Genomic DNA, 20957 nt, shown 5'->3' on the forward strand with positions numbered 1-20957 from the left:
CTTACCGGCGATTGCCGTTGGCATCATAGGTGGGGGCTTTGGTTTCAGTGGTCGGGCGGCTGGGGGCGGCGTCGCGCTTGGGGTAACTATTGCCAATGCCGCCGTTCTCCAGGGTGGGCGTGCGCGTGGTCGGCCCGGTCTGGATACCGCGAATGGCCGGCGCATTGGGCTGGGTGCCCTGCATGCTGTTGGGGTTGGCCCGGTGGATCGGGCCATTGTTGGACGTGTTGTTGCCGGGCAGGTTTTGCGCATGGGCCATAGACGCAAAGGCCAAGCCTGCTACCAGCGCTGCAACGTGACGCACACAGCTATTCATGACAAAGCCTCTCTGGGTCGAGGAGTACGTGCTTTCGATAACACGCTACGCCTTGGGTTCGGCTTTCGACACTAAATAGTTTCTCATCAGGTGTAACACGATCTGTCCGCGCATCTGCTCGGGGAAACTTTTCGCGCAGCGTCCGAGTCACCAGAACACAGCCTCTACTTAAGGAATCGCACATATGCCACGGGCAATATGGAAAGGCGCCATCAGCTTTGGCCTGGTGCATATCCCGGTTTCACTGGTCTCGGCTACTTCATCGCAGGGCGTTGACTTCGACTGGCTGGACAAGCGCAGCATGGACCCGGTGGGCTACAAGCGTATCAACAAGACCACCGGCAAAGAGGTGACGAAAGAAAACATCGTCAAAGGCGTGGCGTTCGAAAAAGGCCGCTATGTGGTGCTCAGCGAAGAGGAAATCCGTTCGGCCCACCCCAAGTCGACCCAAACCATCGAAATCATCGCGTTTGTCGCCAGCGACCAGATCCCGCTGCAGAACATCGACACGCCCTATTTTCTGGCACCGGACAAGCGCGGAGGCAAGGTCTATGCACTGCTGAGGGAGACCTTGAAAAAGACCGGTAAAGTGGCCCTGGCCAATGTGGTGCTGCATACCAAGCAGCACCTGGCAGCCTTGATGCCGCTGGACTCGGCGTTGGTACTGGTAATGCTGCGCTGGCCCGCCGAGGTCCGCAGCCTGGACGAGCTGGAACTGGGTGCCGACGTGACCAAGCCCAGCCTGGCCAAAGGCGAGCTGGACATGGCCAAGCGCCTGGTCGAAGACATGAGTGCCGACTGGCAGCCGGATGAATACCGCGACAGTTTCCAGGAAAAAATCATGGCGCTGGTGGCCAAGAAAGCCAAGGCCGGCAAGATCGAAGATGTGGAAACGCGTGAAGACAGTGACGAGCGCAAGTCTGCCGATGTGATCGACCTGACGGAATTGCTCAAGCGCAGCCTGGCGGGTAACCCCACCAAGAAGCCCGCAGCGAAAAAATCCACCAAGGCCTCATAAGTCATGGCAAAGCCCCTGAGCGAGTACAACCGCAAGCGCGACTTCAGCATCACTGGCGAGCCGGCAGGCAGCGCGCCTGCTGCCAAACGCCAGGCGTCAGCGCTGTCCTTCGTGATCCAGAAACATGACGCGCGCAACCTGCATTATGACTTTCGCCTGGAGCTCGACGGCGTGTTGCTCAGTTGGGCAGTGCCCAAGGGCCCAAGCCTTGACCCTGCGCAAAAGCGCTTGGCCGTCCACGTGGAAGACCACCCTCTCAGTTATGGCAGCTTCGAAGGCAGTATTCCCACCGGCCAATACGGCGCAGGCGATGTCATCGTGTGGGACCGTGGCGTGTGGCAACCCCACGACGATCCACACAAGGCCTACGCCGCTGGCAAGCTCAAGTTCACCCTGGTCGGCGAGAAACTTTCCGGCGACTGGGCGCTGGTGCGCACGCGCCTGAAGGGCAGCGGCGATAAAGAACAATGGCTGTTGATCAAGGAGAAGGACTCTCAGGCACGCCCGGCCGATGACTACGATATCGTCCAGGCCGAACCGAATAGCGTGGTCAGTGACGCTTCGGTCGGCAAGCCCCGTGCCCAGCCAAAGGCCAAAGCCAAAGCCAAGCCGCAAAAAGCGGCGCCCCCCCTCCCAGAAGACTTCAGCCCGCAACTGGCCACGCTGGTGGACCGCGCACCGGAGGGCGACTGGCAATACGAAATCAAGTTCGACGGCTATCGCATGCTCGCACGCATTCGAGACGGCGAAGTGCGTCTGTTCACCCGCAACGGCCACGACTGGACCGATCGACTACCGCGTCAGGCCAAGGCCCTGCAGGCCCTCAAGCTCAAGGACAGTTGGCTCGACGGCGAGGTGGTCAGCCTCAACGGCGACGGCCTGCCGGATTTCCAGGCGTTGCAAAATGCCTTTGATATCGGCCGCAGCCTGGACATTGTCTATTACCTGTTCGATGCGCCGTTTCTCAATGGCCAGGATCGACGCCAGGCGCCCGTCGAGGATCGCCGTGCTGCACTCAAGGCCGCGTTGGCCGGCAGCAGGAGCAAACTATTGCGTTTCTCGGAAGCCTTCACCGCCCACCCTCGCGACATCATTGAAAGTGCCTGTGACCTGGCGTTGGAGGGTGTGATCGGCAAGCGCTTGGGCAGCCCCTATGTGTCCAGTCGCAGCGCGGACTGGATCAAGCTCAAATGCCGTTTGCGCCAGGAATTCGTGATTGTCGGCTACACCCGGCCACAGGGTTCGCGCAGCGGTTTCGGGGCGCTGTTACTGGCCGTGAATGACGACTCCGGGCTGGTGTACGCGGGGCGTGTGGGCACCGGCTTCGATCAGGCGTCACTGAAAGCGATCTACACGCAACTCACGCCACTGGAACGCAAGGTATCGCCTCTGGAAAAACCCCTGACCAGTGCGCAAGCCCGCGGCGTGCACTGGGTGGAGCCGACGTTGGTTGGCGAGGTGCAGTTTGCCGAATGGACCCGTGAAGGCGTGGTCCGCCAGGCGGCGTTTGTCGGAATGCGTACGGACAAACCCGCCGCGCAGATCATTCATGAGCAACCGCGAACGGCCAAATCCATGAAGCCCACGAAAAAAACCGGCGCAGGGGTGAATATCACCCACCCCGACCGCGTGATCGACACACAAAGCGGCACGCAGAAACAACAACTGGCGCAGTTCTACGACAGCATCAGCCAGTGGATCCTGCCCTTCCTAAGCCATCGCCCGGTTGCTCTACTGAGGGCGCCGGAAGGCATCGAGGGCGAGCAGTTCTTCCAGAAACACTCGGAACGTCTCGCTATTCCCAACATCAAGCAACTGGATCAGGCCCTCGACCCGGGCCATGCGCGCCTGATGGAAATCGACAGCGTTGGCGCGTTGATCGGCGCAGTGCAGATGGGCACCGTAGAGTTTCACACCTGGGGCTCGACTACGGACAAGATCGAGACCCCCGACCTGTTTGTGCTCGATCTCGACCCGGACCCGGCGCTGCCTTGGAAAGCCATGCTCGAAGCGGCGCAGTTGACCCTCTCGGTGCTGGACGAGTTGGGGCTGCAAGCGTTCGTCAAGACCAGCGGTGGCAAAGGCTTGCACCTGGTCGTGCCGCTGGCGCGCCGGGACAGTTGGGACACCGTCAAGGCATTCGCCAAGGCCATCGCGCAGTTCATGACGGCGCAACTGCCCGAGCGGTTTACCGCGACGTCGGGGCCCAGGAATCGGGTCGGCAAGATCTTTATCGACTACCTGCGCAATGCACGCGGGGCCAGCACCGTCGCAGCGTACTCCGTGCGGGCACGCCCGGGTCTACCGGTGTCGGTGCCGATCAGCCGCGAGGAATTGAAAGGGTTACGCAGTGCCCAGCAATGGACGGTCGCCAACCTGGCGCAACGCGTCAGGGGCTTGAAGGCCGATCCCTGGGCGGGTTATGCCAACCGACAGAAGATCAGCAAGAAGATGTGGGACAAACTGGGCGCCCATCCACCCGAGTGAACGGCGCCCGCAGCGTCTTCAGATCAGCAGGAAGATCGCTGCCAGACCCGCAAAGATCGCCCACTTTTCAAGGTAATAGCGCGTACGGTTGCGCTTTTTCAGCTCTTTGCCGCGAAGCCGGATCTTGTACAGGCGCGTGAACGCACGGTTGAGCCCACCCGTCTTGTCACCGGCATCGTTGGGCGAGCCCGCGGCGGCCATCACGGTCCGGCTGAACCAGCGATTGAACGCAGCCGCCCAGCGGTACTTCATCGGACGCTCGATGTCGCAGAAGAGAATGATGCGGTTCTGCTGGGTGGTGTTTTCGGCGTAATGGATGTAAGTCTCGTCGAACATCACCGGCTCGCCGTCGCGCCAGTAATAGCTTTCGCCATCCACGTTGATGTAGCAGCCTGGGTCATTCGGCGTATCCAGGCCCAAGTGATAACGGTAGGAGCCTGCGTACGGATCGCGGTGACGCACCAGCTTGGAGCCTGGCGGCAGCTCGGCGAACATCGCAGCCTTGATCGAGCCAATGCTCTGCACCAGCTCCGTGGTACGCGGGCATAGCTTCATCGCCGACGGGTGGCTGTCGCCATACCATTTCAGATAAAAGCGCTTCCAACCCGATTTGAAGAACGAGTTGAAACCCACGTCGTTGTATTGATCCGAACGCTTGATCTCACCCGCGCGCAGCAGGTTCTGGCCTTCCTGGCGGATTTCTTCCCAATATTCCTGCAGCGGCGTCAGGTCCGGGAAATCGCTGGGTGACAAATAGGGGCGACTGGGCAGCTTGGAGAAGAGATAAAGAAAGCAGTTGATCGGTGCCAGGAACGTCGAATGATCGCTGAGCTGGCGGCTCAGCTTGTGCCGCACACGGCCACGTAGGTGAACATACGCAATCGAGGCAACGTAAAGAATTACAATGATGAGTTTCAAGGGATTTCGTCACACGTCAGAAGAGAACAGGCTGCACCTGCGTGCCCACAACGGCCGAGGATGGATAGCAGCACCTGAAATCACAATTCACACAATCGGCACAACCGGCTGTTTAACCACCGGCCTATGGCCATTGGCAGTTATTTAGCCACAGGTTGTAACCAAAAGTTAACTAAGAATTGTGAAAAGCTGTCGTATGAATGTGTTGAGCGGGCCTGCCCTGGGGCACGCCCGTGACGCGTTCAACCCTTACTATGGGCGTGGCAACTGACGCTCATTGAGTACCGAAAGCGGCCCGTTTTGCCGACGCACTTGCGCAAAATGCCGAATCAGCGCCACCAACACCCCCAGCATTAGCCCTGCCACCAGGCTCAACGCGATGATCAGGGGCTTTCTAGGCTTGATCGGCGCCAACGGTTCTTGAGCCTGGCGATCGACTGTCACCAGTTTCAGTGCGCTCATGTCGATATTAAGGCCACGCAGTCGCGCTTCCTCGGCCCAGAGTGGTTCGACGTCTCGCAGGAACATGTCCTCGTCCTTGCGGCTCTTGAGCACCTCCACTTCACGATTGACCTCAAGCATGCGCAATTCTTTGCCAATCTCGGCGACCCGACTGTTGGTGAAGTCATCATTGCTGCGTCGCGCCAGCGCCACCCGTTCGGCCTCCAGCGCGTCGGTGCCCATGAAGTACAGCGGGATTTTTTGATTGGTGACTTCGGTACGCATCACCTGGCTGGAACCATTGGACGCATCAGCCCCCATTGCAGAAGGCGTGGTGGGATGCTTGATGCCGATGGACTTGGCTATGGAGATAGCCTCGTCCAATTCTGCAAGGCGACTGATACGCTGCATTTTCATCTGCAAGCGCAAGGCAGTGAGCTCATCCTGCAACTGGGCCCGCTTGACCTTATCCGCCTCCAGCAGCCTGGCAATCTTCGACGCCTTGTCCGTTTCGTAATTGGCCCGTGCTGCGTCGATCTTGCCCTTGAGCTCGTTCAGGCGGTTGTTGACGATCACCTTGAGGTCCGCTCCCACCTGATCGCGTTCCTGCGCGATGGCGTAGGCCACGAACCCATTGAGAATCGCTACGCCGTCAACCCCACTGGGGTACTGCATTTCCAGGCGGATGTAATTGTTGAGTGAGCCGGGCTTCTTGGGATCCGGGAGGACCAGGTTGACCGCGTTGCGATTGAACGCCTCGAAGCTCTGCTCCAGGCTTCGCCCAGGTGTCTGGAAGGCCTCGAACAGCGCGGGGTTGGCCCTGAAGAATCCCAACCGGGCGTCATACGACTCAAGCTGCGCGCCGACTTTGGCCAGGGCATCGGTCGCAGGCAACTTGTAGACCTCCGAACGGTTGAGGGCATCGAGCTCATTGATTGCCGCAGGCCGCAACACACTGCTGACCTGGTAGACCTTCGGCGCCAGATACGCATAGCCTACTCCCAGAAGGCCTGCGAGAATGGTGCAACCGATGACCTGTTTTCTTTGCTTCCAGATCGCGTGAAACAGTTCAAAGAGATCAATTTCATCCGACGGTAAGTGTTGGTGTAGCTGGGGAGTGTTGTTCAAAATTCATACGCCCTGATGAGTTGACATCCAGCGCCCATAAACAACAGACCTGAATAACAACGTAATAAACAGAGGGCAACGTCCGGACCCGCGGTACAAGAGGACCTTTAACAGCAATGGACCCCCTTGTTGATTGAAGTCTCACCATCCTAAGCAGCAAGGGTTTTCATTTCAGTTACAAGGGTGTCACTGCTGACAGACACCCAGAGCAAACACGGTCCGTTACAAGACGTTACCCGGCGGCCAGGCAAGGTAACGTCAATCGCCTGTCGTGGTAACGAGAAATAGCATTAACAATTGAAAAATAAGATTTTTCCTACACCTGATTACATCTCAGGCAGATCACGCTTCAGCAAAAAGGAATTTGTATGTCATCTATCTCAGACCCCGATATTCAGGCCCTTCAAGGTGCCTGGGAGCAAGTCGCCCTCGAAGACAGCGGCGTGCTCAATCCTCCCGATGCCCACAGCGCTCCCGGTGCACTCACTACTATTACCGGAGACCGCTTCGAAGTGAAGACCGTCAGCGGCGAGGTGTTACTGGCTGGCCGGTTTTTTCTGGACAGCAGCACCGTTCCCAAGCGCATCACCTGGATCGACGCCATAGGGGATGACGCAGGCAAGCACCTACCCGCCAGCTATCGCCTCGAAGGGGATGAGTTCGTGTTCATTGCCGCGGATGAAAGTATGCCAAGGCCAATCGCGTTCAGTACTGGCCTAGGTCAAACCATGCGCACTTTCGTGCGGCGTACCTGAACGATGCGCCATCCGAACTTGCGACAGTATTTTCACAACCCCTTCACTTTCGGGTCTATAGGGTAAAGCCTACCTACTCCAGTGAATCCCTTAGCCCGCCTATCCCCGCGGGCTTTTTTTTGCCCTTGGAAAAGCGCCTCAAGCGGGACGTTTGGTGGCGGTCAAGGTAAAGCACATTGGCAGTTGTGCGGGCTGGTGCTCGTACTGGTCGTACAGCTCTTCGCGATTGGAATGGGGGTATTCCTGCAGGTGGCTGATCTGCAAGTGCGCAGAGATCGCGGCACTGACCACATCGCCCAGGGTGTGCACGTACCAGTAGGACGTGGGCCCAGCCACTTCGCCCTGACCCTCGTAGACAATCGATTCCTGCAGCACGAAGGGTTCGCGCTGAAAGTAGGAACTGGCCGGCAGGAATGGGTTCTGCGCCCGTGGGTCGAACACCTCCAGGAACGGGTGGGTTTCATACATCACCAGCGTGCCACCGTGTTTCAACGTGCTGGCAACGTGGCGCATGAACGAGCCCACATCCGGCATCCAGCCCAGCACCCCGATGGTCACCAACGCAATATCGAAGCGCCCGAGCAAAGAGTGCGGCAAGTGATGGATATCACTTTCAATGAATTCAGGCTCGTGCGGCGAGACAGCCGCCAGCTCGTGGGCCTGCTGCAGGAACGCCTGCGATTGGTCCACCCCCACGACCGAACCTGCGCCGAGGCCAAACAATGAAAGGCTTTCGCGACCGTTGTTGCAGCACAATTGCACCACGTCCTTGCCGGCCACGCCGACGTCTTGCAGCAGGCCGGTGAGCGTGGGATCCAGGCAAGAGAAATCCGCGTCGCCAACACTGTTGAGCAGCGCGGTCCAGGTGTCAGTGGTCTTGTGCAGGTTGGCAGATTGGTCCCAGGCGTCTTTGTTGCTGGCAATCGCCTGTTGAGCTGAGGGCATGTCCATTGCTTCTCCAGAAAATCCATACAGGGGCACAGAAAATAAGCCAAGTGCCCGCCGATTAAAACCCTAACTAACGGGCGAAACTAAACGCAACGCCTGCGTGTCATTAACGCTGTGAGTGTTCAGTCCCTGGACGCCAACTCAGAAGACTTCGTCATGGCCAGACACTCCGACCTGCGCAACACCTTGTCCCTGGACAGCCTGAATTTTTTCCTGGCGGATGTACGCGACGGTCTTGGCCCCTACCTCGCTATCTACCTGCTGGCCGTACATCAATGGGACCCCGCCAGTATCGGCGTGGTCATGACCCTGGCCGGTATCGCCGCCCTCCTCACCCAGGGTCCGGCAGGCGCGCTGATCGACCGTACCCGAAGCAAGCGCGCAGTCATTGCCCTGGCCGCTATCGTGGTGACCGGCAGTTGCCTGCTGCTGCCGTTTGTCAGCTCTTTCAGCCTGGTGGCATTGACCCAGGCGGCAAGCGCCGTCGCCGCCTCGGTGTTCGCGCCGGCAATCAGCGCGATCTCCCTGGGCATCACCGGGCCGCGCGCGTTCACCCGGCGCACAGGGCGCAACGAAACGTTCAATCACGCCGGCAATGCCGTGGCTGCGCTGTTGGCCGGGGGCCTGGCTTACCTGTTTGGGCCAGTCGTGGTGTTCTACCTGATGGCCTTCATGGCGTTGGCCAGTATCGGCGCGATCAGTTGCGTGTCCGCCGAGGCGATCGACCACGATGTGGCTCGAGGTTTCGACCCGGCGCATCACACCGATCATGAACAACCCTCAGGCATGAAGGTGTTGCTGGCGAACCGCCCGCTCTTGTTGTTCGCCATCTGCTGCGCCCTGTTCCACCTGGCCAATGCGGCGATGTTGCCGCTGGTCAGCCAGAAGCTGTCGCAGATTAACCTGCAGATGGCGACGCCGCTGACCTCGGCATGCATCGTCGCCGCGCAGTTGGTGATGGTGCCGATGGCGTGGCTGGTCGGGCTGAAAGCCGACATCTGGGGGCGCAAACCCCTTCTGCTGGCTGGCTTCATGATCCTGCCACTGCGCGGGGTGCTCTATACCTTGTCCAGCGACCCTTACTGGCTGGTAGCCGTGCAAATGCTCGACGGTATTGGCGCAGGGATTTTCGGCGCACTGTTCCCGGTGATCGTCAAGGACCTGACCCAGGGCACCGGACGCTTCAACGTCAGCCTGGGCGCGCTCTCTACGGTATTCGGGCTGGGCGCCGCGCTGAGCAGTAGCCTGGCCGGCTTCGTGGTGCAGCAGGCCGGCTACAACGCCGCGTTCCTGACCCTGGCCGGTGTGGCCGCAGCGGCCTTGGCGCTGTTATGGCTGGCGATGCCGGAGACGTTGGAGAAACCTTCCTTCGCTCGACATACAACTGTCGCCTGACATATGCGACAATGCGCGCCAAATTCCAACACACATCCCCAATTTTCTGCTCAGCGACCGGGTTTCGCGCCTTGATGTCGCTGTTGACGCATGCCTGAAGGCCCTGCCGTCACGCTCGCAACCCATTGATAGGTAAAGTAATTGATCTCCACAGCTAACATCACCATGCAGTTCGGCGCCAAGCCGCTCTTCGAGAACGTCTCGGTCAAGTTCGGCGCTGGCAACCGTTATGGTCTGATCGGTGCCAACGGTTGCGGCAAGTCGACCTTCATGAAAATCCTCGGTGGTGACCTCGATCCGTCCGGCGGCCAGGTCATGCTGGAGCCGAACGTACGCCTGGGTAAACTGCGCCAGGACCAGTTCGCCTACGAAGAATTCACCGTGCTCGACACCGTGATCATGGGCCACGAAGAACTGTGGAAGGTCAAGGCCGAGCGCGACCGCATCTACTCGCTGCCGGAAATGAGCGAAGAAGACGGCATGGCCGTGGCCGAGCTGGAAACCGAGTTCGCCGAGATGGACGGCTACACCGCTGAATCCCGTGCCGGTGAACTGCTGCTGGGCCTGGGCATTCCCCTGGAACAGCATTTCGGCCCGATGAGCGAAGTGTCGCCAGGCTGGAAGCTGCGTGTATTGCTGGCCCAGGCGCTGTTCTCCGACCCTGAAGTGCTGTTGCTCGACGAACCGACCAACCACTTGGACATCAACACCATCCGCTGGCTGGAAAACATCCTGACCCAGCGCTCCAGCCTGATGATCATCATCTCTCACGACCGTCACTTCCTGAACAGCGTGTGCACCCACATGGCTGACCTGGACTACGGCGAGCTGCGCCTGTTCCCGGGCAACTACGACGAGTACATGACCGTGGCGACCCAGTCCCGCGAGCAATTGCTGTCGGACAACGCCAAGAAAAAAGCGCAGATCTCCGAACTGCAATCGTTCGTCAGCCGCTTCTCGGCCAACGCCTCGAAAGCCAAGCAGGCCACCTCCCGCGCCAAGGCGATCGACAAGATCCAACTGGCCGAGGTCAAGCCTTCGAGCCGTGTGAGCCCGTTCATCCGTTTCGAACAGAACAAGAAACTGCACCGCCAGGCGGTCATCGTCGAGCGCATGGCCAAAGGTTTCGACGGCAAGCCGCTGTTCAAGGACTTCAGCTTCCAGGTTGAGGCCGGCGAGCGCGTGGCGATCATCGGCCCGAACGGTATCGGCAAGACCACCCTGCTGCGCACGCTGGTCAACGAACTGACCCCGGACGCCGGTAGCATCAAGTGGACCGACGCTGCGGAATTGGGCTACTACGCCCAGGACCATGCGCATGACTTCGAAGACGACGTCACGTTGTTCGACTGGATGGGCCAGTGGACGCAAGGCGAGCAAATGATCCGTGGCACCCTGGGTCGCATGCTGTTCTCCAACGACGAGATCCAGAAGTCGGTCAAAGTGATCTCCGGTGGTGAGCAAGGCCGCATGTTGTTCGGCAAGCTGATCCTGCAAAAGCCGAACGTGCTGATCATGGACGAACCAACCAACCACTTGGACATGGAGTCCATCGAAGCACTCAACCTGGCGCTGGAGAACTACCCGGGCACGTTGATCTTCGTCAGCCACGACCGCGAGTTCGTATCGTCCCTGGCCACCCGCATCATCGAGTTGAGCGCCACCGGCGTGATCGACTTCAGCGGCACCTATGACGACTACCTGCGCAGCCAAGGCGTCGTGTTTTAACAGCAGCTTTTAGCGCCAACCTGCAAGCTGCTAGAAGAAGCCCCGTCCATTGCGACGGGGCTTTTTGCTTTCAACTACGGAGCGAGGCGACCCCGCGATATCGTTGACGATTTCGCGCGCAAGCTCGCTCCTACAGAAAGACGGGTTATGCCATCATGCATGCACCGCCCGCCCGCGAACGAGTGCCCATGCCTGCCGCCGCCCCCAGCTCCCTGTCGATCACCCTGCAGATCGTCTCCATCGTCTTCTACACCTTCATCGCGTTTATCTGCATCGGCCTGCCCATCGCGGTCATCCCTGGCTATGTGCATGAACAACTGGGGTTCAGCGCGGTGGTGGCCGGGATCACGATCGGCTCCCAATACCTGGCCACCCTGCTCAGCCGTCCCATGGCGGGGCGCATGTCCGACACCGTCGGCACCAAGCGGGCGATTGTGCTGGGGCTGGCCGGGATCCTCGTGAGTGGCGTGCTGACGTTTTTTGCCACGCTGGTGGACAGCCTGCCGTCGTTGAGCCTGGGCATCCTGGTCGTCGCCCGGTTATTGCTGGGCGTGGCGCAGGGGCTGATCGGCGTGGGCACCATCAGTTGGTGCATGGGCGCCGTCGGCGCAGAGCACACGGCGCGGTCAATTTCGTGGAACGGCATCGCGTCCTACGGTGCGATCGCCATTGGTGCGCCCCTTGGCGTGGTGATGGTGGCCGAGTATGGCTACAACAGCCTCGGTATCGCGCTGGCGGTGTTGTCCGCACTGGGCCTGGTGCTGATCCGCAACAAGCCGTCGGTGCCGGTGGTGCGCGGCGAGCGGTTGCCGTTCTGGGCGGTGTTCGGGCGCATAGCGCCGTTTGGCGCAAGCCTGTGCCTGGCCTCGATTGGCTACGGCACCCTCACCACCTTTATCACCCTGTACTACCTCAATCGCGGCTGGGTCGGCGCGGCGTATTGCCTGACGGTATTCGGCGTGTGCTTTATCCTGTCGCGGCTGGTGTTCATCTCGGCCATCAGTCGCTTTGGCGGCTTCAGGGCGGCGATTGCCTGCATGACCATCGAGACCCTGGGCCTTGCCCTGCTGTGGCTGGCACCTTCCACGGGCGTGGCCTTGATTGGCGCCGGGCTGACCGGCTTTGGCTTGTCGCTGGTGTACCCGGCGCTGGGTGTGGAGGCGATCAAGCAGGTACCCAACAGCAGCCGTGGCGCGGGGCTCAGCGCGTATGCAGTGTTCTTTGACCTGGCCCTGGCGATTGCCGGACCGCTGATGGGCGCCGTGGCCCTTAACCTGGGCTACGGCTGGATCTTCTTCTGCGCCGCCCTGCTATCGGTCACAGCCCTGGGCTTGACCCTGCTGCTCAAGCGTCGCGCTTACTGATCGGCCGTCTGCATACCCGCACGGGTGGATTGGCCGAGGGTGTGGGTGAAGAAACGCCCCGCCTCGGAAATCAGGTCACGGTGAATGCCTTCGCGGTCGACGCCGTCAGCGTCGGTGCAAATCGCCGGCATCGCGGCCAACTGGTCGCTGTCGCACGGCGCCATGAACACGAAGTGCCCTGCCCCGGCCAGTAGCTTGAAGTCTGGCGGCTCTGGCAGTTTGCGCGCCAGGGCGGCAGCATTCTTGTCTACCGCCACCAGCTTGTCGCCGTCGCCGCTGTAGAGCAGCACCGGCACGTGCACGTCCGCCAGGGTATGACGGCCGAACATCAGGCTCAGCGGCGCCATCAGCATCAACGCATGAATGCGCGGGTCGGATTGCGGTTGCAGGTCGTCGCGGTCCACCACCAGTTCGCCCTTGGTGGTGCAGGCGTCGCGGTCTTCCGGGCGTTCCTGGCAATAACGGCGCAGCCGGTCGAAATCCGGCTTGGCACCGGCCAGGATCAATGCAGTCTCGCCGCCGGCTGAATAACCGATCACCCCAACCTGGTCGACGTTGACGAACGGCGACAGCATCGGGTCGCCCAGGGTGGCGGTGATCGCCTCGGAAATCTGGATCGGCCGGCCATACAGGTTGCTCACCGTTCCCAGTCGACTGTGATCCTTGTAGTTGTCGCCTGGGTGCAGCACCGCTACCACCACAAAGCCTTTGCGTGCCAAGGAGGTGGCGAGGTCATGCAGCGCCAGGGGCGTGCCGGTGTTGCCATGGGACAACATCAACATCGGGAAACGGCCGATGGCGATCTTGGAGTCTTCGGTGGCAGCGACGTGGTAAGCACCCAGCTGCGTGGTGTGCTCAAGGCCGGTGGAGGGGTAGAAGGCCACCGCTTTCATCGGCTGCAGATCCAGCGGATCAAGAAACGTCATGCGATGGAAGCCCACACTCCAATGGGGGTGAGGCGCAGGAGCGGCGTGCACTGAAATCAGGCCGCCGAGCAGGGAAAGAACCATAACAGCACAAAGACGCATCATGGGGATGTCCACCTTTGCTGCGTGATAACCGACATATCGAAGAAACGTCCAGGTTGTTAAACCCATGCTTGCACAACCTGGGCCAAAGTAATGACAGCGGTCAAACGAAAAAACTCCGTACTCCGGTCGTTTTGAGGCGAGCAGAATACAGAGTTTAGGCGCCCGGCTTCAGATTGAAACCGAGGAGAGGCGAAATTTACACAAGCCTTACGCGGCGGCGAACAATTGTTCGTTGATCAGTGCGTTGGCGTCGCTCAGGGCTTTGCTGCGCACTTCGTCACCATAGGCCAGGCCTTCGGCACGCACGATTTCGATATCGGTGATACCGAGGAAGCCGAACAGCAACTTCAGATAGCCTTCATGGGCGGCACCGGAGGCTTGCCCGGCGTGCAGGCCACCCGCGGTGGAGACGATAATGACCTTCTTGTTGCCACACAGGCCTTCCGGACCCGCTTCGGTGTAGCGGAACGTCTGGCCGGCGACGGCGATGCGGTCGATCCAGGCTTTCAATTGGGTCGCAATGGTGAAGTTGTACATCGGCGCACCCACGACAACCGCATCGGCGGCGAGGAACTCAGCCAGCGACGAGGCACTCAGCTCGGCTTCGTGCTGTTGCGCGGCATCACGCAGTTCAGCGGCGGTACCCAAGGCGCCCAGGGTCGCGCCAGAGAAGTGGTTGATGCCTTCGCTGGCCAGGTCACGGTAAGTCACTTCCACACCCGGCTCCGCCGCTTGCCAGGCCTTGACCACGCTAGCGCTGAGCTGACGGGAAGCCGAGTTGTCGCCGAGGATGCTGGAATCGATATGCAACAGTTTCATGCGGGATCTCCAAGTGAGGATCGCGACGTGGCGATCAAGTGGAGTTAATCCTACAGATGATCCGAATAAACGATTAGAGGGTTTAATTGTGACTGTTTGTCCCGCCAGCAGGACAATGAACGGTGACGCAGACAAGAAAGCGTCTGAACCCGCAGATGATGCTCAGCGCCACGTGGGCATCACTTGGGCGAATACCATTCGCCAATGACGGACCCGAAAGGACAGTGGACCCTCTTGGAAAATTGGATGTCGTCGCCAGCGCAGGCCTCTCGACATCCTGCTAGCTACTTGAAACAAGGCCTCAAGTAGCTAGTCGCATTGACTATTTGGATAGTATTACGAGAGGGGTGTTCTTCTTGACGATATAAGTGGCCAGTTCTGAGCCGGTGGTCGAGCCAATATTGGTCGCGACATGCACCGTGCCCTCTGGAATATATAAGGAATCCCCCGCCTTGAGTATGACGTTCGGCTGCCCTTCGAGCTGATACTCGAAAGTGCCGCTGATAACATAAGCCACTTCAACCCCTGGATGAGAATGCTTCGGGGAGACCACACCCGGATCGAAGTCAACACGAACTTGAACGACTTCACGATCAGCGACACCTAAATCGCGCTGTATGAGATCAGTACGATGAAGCCCCGTCTGCCAGCTCTTCGCTACAGGTTTTACTTCTTCCGCACAGGCCGTGCCCGCCAACGCAAGTAATCCAAGGGCGATAACGCAGGCACGTGCACGCAACTGGCCTGGGCCTTTTCTATTTTTTACAGTATTCAAGGTCGTTCTCCGGTTTTTAATGACGCTCGTTTCTAACTTGCTTATGCGTTTGTGAGGGCGCCCGCGACGCACCACTGATAAATCCGTATTGCCGCTTCATGGCGATAGCACCAGCGCCTTCATCAACCTCTTTCACTTCGCCGACGCGGCCGATTCAATCAGGCTTGCAACTGTCTTGGGGTTGGACACCATCACAACGTGAGACGCGCCTTTAACAACAACTACCTTTTTGGCATGTGCTCGCTCAGCCATGTACGCTTGAGCTTGTGCAGGAATATTTTTGTCTTTATCGCCGTAGACAAACCATGACGGTATTGTTTTCCAGGCCGGCTGGCTTGACGCTTCATTCAAGGCTGCCACGGTCACGGGACGCTGGGTCGCCGCCATTAACTTCGCCTCGGCGTTCGACACATCTGCGGCAAACTGATCGTGGAATTTGTCTTGTTGGATATACAAATCTTTCCCACCGTCTGCCAGCGGCACTGGCGGGGCAAGGGTGGGCCCAAGGGTGTTACCCGGAAAGCGACCCGCCAAATCAGCGGTAGACTCACCCGCCTCAGGCGCAATGGCAGCAACAAACACCAGGGCTTTAACGTTCGGATTTCCGTAGGCGGCTTCACTGATGACAGGGCCACCATACGAATGCCCTACGAGTACGATAGGGGTCTTGATAGTGGCCAGCACATCAGCCACCGATTGCGCGTCACCTTTAAGTGTTCGCAGTGGATTGGAGGCAGCGATCACTGGGTACCCGTCTTTCTCCAGAATGCCAACGACACCATTCCAACTACTGGAGTCGGCAAACGCGCCGTGCACCAGCACAATAGTGGGTTTGACTGTTGCAGAAAACGCTGAGGCCGCACTGATCATTGCGGCTACAAGCGTCAGACCTGTCAGTAACTTTTTCATCAATGGTTCCTTTGCTCTTCGGGTTGGAAGTACTTCGTTAAAAAACACACGGTCATGCCTGCAGACACGCCAATGCGTGGCGATATGTGCCGGGTCACTGTTTCACTTAGTTGCCACAGGGAAACGCGTAGCAACGTGCTCTAACACCGTACTTCACTCGGCATCACGACATGCCTGCTCATCGGTGTCGGCGGCGATCTTGTATAAATAGATACGCGTTGTATTGAACTATCTCTCGGCAAACCATTGCCAACTTCCGCACGGATCAACAGCACCGCGTCGTACACTTTCGACTGTTGTAACGCGACTCCTGGCGCTCCCTGAAAAACACTTCATAACTCATTACCGGCTCCCCCGGATGGTGGAGGGTCCGGTGCTTTACGTAATTATCGTAATCGGGTACGCCTACCATAAGGCGGGCCATCTCCCGCGCGAACTTCACGCTGCGACGCCATCTACTGGACATGGGCAGACCTCGTGTTTGTCGACAGTTGAAAGGGGGTTTCATTGTCACTGCGGGACGGTTTGCCCCACGCCTGGCAACCTACCCGGAACGCGTAGAACAGCACGCTCATCACCACGCAGAGGAAGAAAACGGTGAGCGTGGCATTAAGGTAGGCGTTGACCATCACGTTTTGCATTTGGCCGATGTCCTTGGCCGGCGCCAGCAATTGCCCAGCGGCCAGGGCATCACGGTATTTGTGGGCCAGGGCGAGAAATCCCACGGCCGGGTTTGTGTCGAACAGCTTGATCAGGCTGGCAGTGGTGGTGCAGAGCATCAGCCACGCCGCTGGCACCAGAGTCACCCAGACGTAGCGCTGGCGCTTCATCTTTATCAGCACCACAGTGCCCAGCAATAACGCGATGGCGGCGAGCATCTGGTTGGAGATTCCGAACAGCGGCCACAACGTGTTGACCCCGCCCAAAGGGTCAACAACCCCCTGGTACAGCAGATATCCCCACATCGCTACACACCCCCCCGTGCCAATAAACGTAGCGACCCACGAGTCGCTGCGCTTGAGCGACGGTGCGAACGAGCCCAGCAGGTCTTGCAGCATGAAACGTCCGGCACGGGTACCGGCGTCGACCGCCGTGAGAATAAATAGCGCTTCGAACAGGATTGCGAAGTGGTACCAAAACGCCATGGTGTCTTTGCCCGGCAACACGCTGTGCAGGATCTGAGCGATCCCCACGGCCAATGTCGGCGCACCGCCGGCCCGAGCCAACAGGGTATTTTCACCGATGTCTCGCGCCACGCTTTGCAACGTTTCAGGCGTGATCACAAACCCCCAACTGCTAACCGTCTGTGCCACCGTGGCCACGTCCGAGCCGACAATCGCCGCCGGGCTGTTCATCGCAAAATACACACCTGGCTCGATCACCGACGCAGCCACGATGGCCATCACAGCAACCAGGGACTCCACCAACATCGCGCCGTAGCCTATGAAGCGCGCGTTGACTTCATTGTCGAGCATCTTCGGGGTGGTGCCGGAGGCAATCAGGGCGTGGAAGCCCGACACGGCGCCGCACGCGATGGTGATAAACAGGAACGGGAACAAGGCGCCCTTCCAGACCGGCCCGGTACCGTCGGTAAATTGGGTAAGGGCTGGCATTTTCAGCTCTGGCAGGGTCAGCAGAATGCCGATCGCGAGGGCGACAATCGTTCCGATCTTGAGGAACGTCGACAGGTAGTCCCTCGGGGCCAGGATCAGCCAGATCGGCGTCACCGCGGCAACAAAACCGTAGCCGATCAACATCCAGGTAATTTGCGTCCCCGTGAAGGTAAACACCTTGGCCCAATATGGGTCAGCTGCGATTTGCCCGCCCAGCCAGATTGAACTCAGCAGCAAGATCACGCCCATCAACGAGATTTCGCCGATGCGGCCGGGGCGGATGTAGCGCATGTACACACCCATGAACATCGCGATGGGAATGGTGGACATCACCGTGAACATCCCCCATGGACTTTCCGCCAGGGCCTTGACCACGATCAGCGACAGCACCGCAAGGATGATCACCATGATCATGTAGCAGCCAAGCAAGGCGATGGTGCCGGGTACCCGGCCCATTTCCTCGCGCACCATTTCCCCAAGGGACGCGGCGTTGCGGCGCATGGACATGAACAACACCATGAAGTCCTGTACGGCGCCCGCTACCACTACGCCGACGATCAACCACAGGATTCCCGGCAAATACCCCATCTGTGTCGCCAGCACCGGGCCCACCAGCGGGCCGGCACCGGCGATGGCGGCAAAATGGTGACCGAACAGGACGTTCTTGTGGGTGGGGACAAAATCCAGCCCATCGTTGTTTCGAACCGCAGGGGTAGCACGGGTGGGGTCAAGTTGCATGACACGGTTAGCGATGAAGAGGCTGTAGTAACGGTAGGCAACCAAGTAGATCGCCACACTGGCAACCACCAGCCAGAGAGCGTTGACGGCCTCGCCGCGGCGCAGCGCGATCACACCCAGGGCAAAGGCGCCGAGCGCTGCGACTGCAAGCCAGCCGACATGTCGGATTACTCGGGACATGGAAAGTCTCCAGCCAACGACTGGTCGTTGGCACTGTTTATTGTTGTAGTGGTGATGCGTTGGCGATTACATCGCGCCCATGTATCTGCAATGTGTCGGGTGGAGAGGTGTTTGTAATGTTATGTAGGTACTTGCCAATCCCTTTCGCCTGTACTCCTGGACCTACCAAGCACCGCCTCACTGATCAACATCCGTGCATGCCTGCTGTGATTGAGAATGAAAGGCGGGTCATGACAGCCATAGTTTCCTGCCAAAAAATGTCAGCGTTCTGTCCCACGCCATTTCGGACCACGTCGCATCGTATTGGGTGCCAGGAATACGGCCGTTGCCGACCGCGTCCTCGTTTGCAAAGGCGTGGTGCGCCAAGTACGTGTAGAAAGTGGCATCCACGTTGTTTTCATGCAGTGTTGACTCAAGTTCGCCGACGGTTTCGATGTTGAAGAAGGCGTCCTGGGTAGCCCAATGGCCAATCAATGCAGCTTTGATCTTTGAGGCGTCGAGATACTCAAGCGGCGGGAACCCATACCACACCGCACCACAGACAAATTCAGGGATCGCGCTCAAGGCCAAAAAGGTCAGTGCGCCGCCCATGCAGTAACCGGTCACTGCGACCTTGTCCGAGTCAGCCTGTAAATATTGCACGGCCCCCTTGATGTCTTGGGAAACGGCATCGCTGAAATCGAGCGCGTTCATCAGGTGATGAGCCTCTTCTTCTTCGACCGTTAACGCGCCACGATATAAATCGGGTACCAGCGCACGGTACCCACACTCGGCCAGGCGATCCGCGACGCCTTTAATCTGATCATTGATACCCCACCACTCTTGAATCACGACAATAGCCGGGGCACCGGTCAACACTGCCGGACTCGCCAGATAACCATTGATAGTTGCACCGTCGGGTCGTTGGAAACTGATCATTTGCCCACGGGCACGACCTGCTTTCTGGTTATGCATAACGCCTCTCTCTTGATTGAAATAACACTGGAATAAACACCGGTGACGTTGGGAAGGAATTCCCACAAGGTAAGATGAACCCGTGAGTCGGTGCGGCAGGGTTCAAATTTCGCCCATCACGCGTACAGTCAGCCAGCGCCAAAGCTGACAACGTTCGGGTAATAATTGACACGCCGACGCTGAAGGCAGGCCCGATGAAAGGCGCATTCAACACGGCAACGTTTCTGATTTATTAATCAACACCGCACGGGGCGGCAATAGAGCACACACCTGATAGGCGTTCGCGTCTCAGGCCCTGTGTCGTCAGTGAGCGCTAACGGCAGTTGAAGCGCACTGAACGCTAGGTGGGTAGGGTGTCGGTAGTGTTCGCCATCAAAAACTGACTTTTATATTCGCTTGGCGTTACGCCCAGATAGCGCTTGAATACTTTCCGGTACGCGTTGACGTCACCATAGCCGCACTGCCATGCGGCATGCTCTATGGTACAGCCGGGCACCATAAGAAAGTTACGTGACGCCGAAATCCTAAAGCGCTGGCAATACTCGCCAGGGTTAAAACCCGTGGCGGATGAAAACCGACGAATGAACGTTCTCAAGTTCAAGCCAGCCTGATCGGCCATGTCAGGCAAATTAACGCCTTGCCCGCCATGCCGGTGTATCCAAAGCTGAACTTTCAGAACGGCCGCATCGCCATGGGTGAGCGCTGGATGAAAACCCGAATATACAACCTGCGATCGGGCGGCAGTATTTAATATCATGAACCTTGATGTGGAAATCATGACATCAGTGCCCAGGTAACGGTCGACTAACAATAGCCCAATGTCTGTCCACGCCATGAGCCCACCTGCCGTAATTATGTCGCCGCCGTCAATGAGGAGCTGTTCTGTGTTAACCGTGATATCGGGGTATTTTCGCTGCAGCACATCCCGATGAGCCCAGTGAGTCGTCATCTCACGGCCGGACGCTATGCCTGAGGCAGCCAATAAGTAAGCGCCGCCGCAAACAGATACGACAATCGTCCCCGTGTGATGCACGTCCAGGATCAATTTCGATAAGTCACGGACCTGATCGTCGTCCGGCAACGTGGTCAACGTAGGCGGAATAATCAACACTGACAGGTTGTGTTTTCGGTAGGTGTCTATACCTGCCAGGGAGGCCGCTGAACTGAGCTCAAGTACCTTTACATTAAACAAGCGCCTGGAAGTGTCTTTCAACGCCCGGCATTCATTGTTTGCAATATCAAACATATCAACCAGCCCGAAAATGACGGATTTGGCCGAGCCCGCGTATTCTAGAATACCTATTTCAATAGGGTCGCCCATACAATCTGTCACTTTCGCACCCTACAGTTGTCATTATTTACGCTGATAAACGCACCCAAAACCTTCATTATGGCTTGCCGGGGCAGACGAGAGACAAATGATTATATTCGGTTCCTGTT

Annotated in this window: 18 protein-coding genes; 6 read left to right on the plus strand and 12 right to left on the minus strand. The window is 58.6% G+C overall.

Features of this window, described 5'->3' with window-relative positions; all coding sequences use genetic code 11:
* Window position 1: 1 nt before the first annotated feature.
* Window positions 2–316 (minus strand): hypothetical protein, encoded by a 315-nt coding sequence (locus CQ002_RS09050; protein WP_069023926.1) that lies wholly within the window; start codon window positions 314–316, stop codon window positions 2–4.
* A gap of 184 nt (window positions 317–500) precedes the next feature.
* On the opposite strand from CQ002_RS09050, the gene CQ002_RS09055 reads away from it, so the two are divergent.
* Together CQ002_RS09055 and ligD are read left to right on the plus strand one after the other, a co-directional pair.
* Window positions 501–1334 carry a Ku protein gene (locus CQ002_RS09055; protein ID WP_105162135.1) on the plus strand — a complete coding sequence of 278 codons (834 nt, stop codon included), beginning with the start codon at window positions 501–503 and terminating at the stop codon, window positions 1332–1334.
* A gap of 3 nt (window positions 1335–1337) precedes the next feature.
* Window positions 1338–3821 (plus strand): DNA ligase D, encoded by a 2484-nt coding sequence (ligD, locus tag CQ002_RS09060; protein ID WP_105162134.1) that lies wholly within the window; start codon window positions 1338–1340, stop codon window positions 3819–3821.
* 18 nt (window positions 3822–3839) lie between these two features.
* Here ligD and lpxO read toward each other — a convergent pair whose 3' ends face one another.
* Both lpxO and CQ002_RS09070 read right to left on the minus strand, forming a co-directional pair.
* Window positions 3840–4739 (minus strand): lipid A hydroxylase LpxO, encoded by a 900-nt coding sequence (gene lpxO, locus CQ002_RS09065; RefSeq protein WP_105162133.1) that lies wholly within the window; start codon window positions 4737–4739, stop codon window positions 3840–3842.
* A 252-nt stretch (window positions 4740–4991) separates the two neighbouring features.
* Window positions 4992–6308, minus strand: a complete 1317-nt coding sequence (locus CQ002_RS09070; RefSeq protein ID WP_034103535.1) for a Wzz/FepE/Etk N-terminal domain-containing protein — start codon at window positions 6306–6308, stop codon at window positions 4992–4994.
* Between the two features lie 368 nt (window positions 6309–6676).
* On the opposite strand from CQ002_RS09070, the gene CQ002_RS09075 reads away from it, so the two are divergent.
* Window positions 6677–7063, plus strand: a complete 387-nt coding sequence (locus tag CQ002_RS09075; RefSeq protein ID WP_105162132.1) for a TIGR03067 domain-containing protein — start codon at window positions 6677–6679, stop codon at window positions 7061–7063.
* Window positions 7064–7201: 138 nt separating this feature from the next.
* Here the strand turns inward: CQ002_RS09075 and CQ002_RS09080 are convergent, their stop codons facing one another.
* Entirely contained in the window at window positions 7202–8014 is an 813-nt protein-coding gene (locus tag CQ002_RS09080) for a bifunctional 2-polyprenyl-6-hydroxyphenol methylase/3-demethylubiquinol 3-O-methyltransferase UbiG (RefSeq protein WP_105162131.1), read from the minus strand.
* 153 nt (window positions 8015–8167) lie between these two features.
* Between CQ002_RS09080 and CQ002_RS09085 the strand changes: the two genes are divergently transcribed.
* The 3 genes from CQ002_RS09085 to CQ002_RS09095 all read left to right on the plus strand — a co-directional run bounded on the left by CQ002_RS09085 (window position 8168) and on the right by CQ002_RS09095 (window position 12498).
* Window positions 8168–9406, plus strand: a complete 1239-nt coding sequence (locus CQ002_RS09085; RefSeq protein ID WP_105162130.1) for an MFS transporter — start codon at window positions 8168–8170, stop codon at window positions 9404–9406.
* Window positions 9407–9547: 141 nt separating this feature from the next.
* On the plus strand, window positions 9548–11134 hold the full coding sequence (locus CQ002_RS09090; RefSeq protein WP_010210624.1) for an ABC-F family ATPase: 1587 nt from the start codon (window positions 9548–9550) through the stop codon (window positions 11132–11134).
* Window positions 11135–11322: 188 nt separating this feature from the next.
* Window positions 11323–12498, plus strand: a complete 1176-nt coding sequence (locus tag CQ002_RS09095) for an MFS transporter (protein ID WP_034103544.1) — start codon at window positions 11323–11325, stop codon at window positions 12496–12498.
* On the opposite strand, the gene CQ002_RS09100 is transcribed toward CQ002_RS09095, so the two are convergent.
* The 8 genes from CQ002_RS09100 to CQ002_RS09135 form a co-directional block, all read right to left on the minus strand.
* Entirely contained in the window at window positions 12492–13529 is a 1038-nt protein-coding gene (locus CQ002_RS09100; protein ID WP_069023935.1) for a dienelactone hydrolase, read from the minus strand. The genes CQ002_RS09095 and CQ002_RS09100 overlap by 7 nt on opposite strands.
* 207 nt (window positions 13530–13736) lie before the next feature.
* Window positions 13737–14348, minus strand: coding sequence for an FMN-dependent NADH-azoreductase (locus CQ002_RS09105; protein ID WP_034103549.1), 612 nt, complete (start codon window positions 14346–14348; stop codon window positions 13737–13739).
* Between the two features lie 322 nt (window positions 14349–14670).
* Entirely contained in the window at window positions 14671–15066 is a 396-nt protein-coding gene (locus CQ002_RS09110; RefSeq protein WP_052211092.1) for a cupin domain-containing protein, read from the minus strand.
* Between the two features lie 189 nt (window positions 15067–15255).
* On the minus strand, window positions 15256–16032 hold the full coding sequence (locus CQ002_RS09115) for an alpha/beta fold hydrolase (protein ID WP_034103551.1): 777 nt from the start codon (window positions 16030–16032) through the stop codon (window positions 15256–15258).
* Between the two features lie 265 nt (window positions 16033–16297).
* A complete protein-coding gene (locus CQ002_RS09120) occupies window positions 16298–16498 on the minus strand; it encodes a YbdD/YjiX family protein (RefSeq protein ID WP_105162129.1) in 201 nt (66 codons plus the stop codon).
* Window positions 16488–18563 (minus strand): carbon starvation CstA family protein, encoded by a 2076-nt coding sequence (locus tag CQ002_RS09125; RefSeq protein ID WP_105162128.1) that lies wholly within the window; start codon window positions 18561–18563, stop codon window positions 16488–16490. The genes CQ002_RS09120 and CQ002_RS09125 overlap by 11 nt, the downstream gene beginning before the upstream one ends.
* Window positions 18564–18791: 228 nt before the next feature.
* Window positions 18792–19517, minus strand: a complete 726-nt coding sequence (locus CQ002_RS09130) for a dienelactone hydrolase family protein (RefSeq protein ID WP_105162127.1) — start codon at window positions 19515–19517, stop codon at window positions 18792–18794.
* 340 nt (window positions 19518–19857) lie between these two features.
* Window positions 19858–20838, minus strand: a complete 981-nt coding sequence (locus CQ002_RS09135) for a GlxA family transcriptional regulator (RefSeq protein WP_105162126.1) — start codon at window positions 20836–20838, stop codon at window positions 19858–19860.
* Window positions 20839–20957 lie beyond the last annotated feature (119 nt).

The sequence above is a fragment of the Pseudomonas sp. MYb13 genome, assembly GCF_002980075.1.
Lineage (GTDB): Bacteria > Pseudomonadota > Gammaproteobacteria > Pseudomonadales > Pseudomonadaceae > Aquipseudomonas > Aquipseudomonas lurida.